This is a genomic window from Mesorhizobium sp. WSM4989, from assembly GCF_029625795.1.
GTDB lineage: Bacteria > Pseudomonadota > Alphaproteobacteria > Rhizobiales > Rhizobiaceae > Mesorhizobium.
Map to the genome: position 1 here is coordinate 1 of NZ_JARTVN010000019.1, position 777 is coordinate 777.

The 777-nt window shown below is 63.8% G+C and carries 1 protein-coding gene; it reads right to left on the bottom strand.

What is annotated here, in order from left to right:
• On the bottom strand, positions 1-689 hold a 689-nt coding region (locus P9217_RS30155), incomplete at its 3' end, for an IS481 family transposase (protein WP_278052568.1).
• Positions 690-777 lie beyond the last annotated feature (88 nt).

The window sequence follows — 777 nt, forward strand, 5'->3', positions numbered from 1 at the left end:
TTGGCGAAGGCCTTTGATCTGTAGCAGGAGCCGTTGTCGGTCATGACGCGGGCTATCGTGACGCCGAGGCTGGCGTAATAGGCGACCGCGGCCTTGAGGAAGGCGATGGCGCACTCCTTTTTCTCGTCGGGCAGGATTTGCGAGAAGGCGATGCGGGACGCGTCGTCGATGCAGACATGGACGAACTCCCAGCCGGCGCCGCGCGACTTGCCCTTTTGCGGATCGCCGGTGATACGATGGCCGACTTGGCTGAAGCGGCCGAGCTTCTTGATGTCGATATGGATCATCTCGCCGGGATGCTCCCGCTCGTAGCGCCGGACCGGTTCGGCCGGCTCGATATCCCTGAGCCGCGACAGCCCGGCACGCTTGAGAACCCGGCTGACGGTGGCGGGCGAGACGCCGACCTCATGGGCGATGTGCTTGCCGGTCAGCCGCTGGCGACGCAAGGCTGCGATGCGCTCGGCCACGGACTGTTCGGTCAGGCTCGGCATGACGGTGGGCCGCGACGAGCGGTCGACCATGCCGGCCCGCCCTTTGGTCTTATAGCGCTCGACCCAGCGCGCCACGATCTTGGCCGACACGCCATAGACGCGCGCCGCATGGGCTTTGGAAAAAGCGCCTTCTATCACCGATAACGCCATCTCCTCTCGACGCAGCGGTGTGAGACGGGCATTCTTGTGGATGTTCATTCGGACCCTCCGATGGATGCTGAAGCGTGGTAACTCCAGTCTCCTCGGTCCGGTCCGAATGGACAACCTCTCGAAAGCTCACACCTAG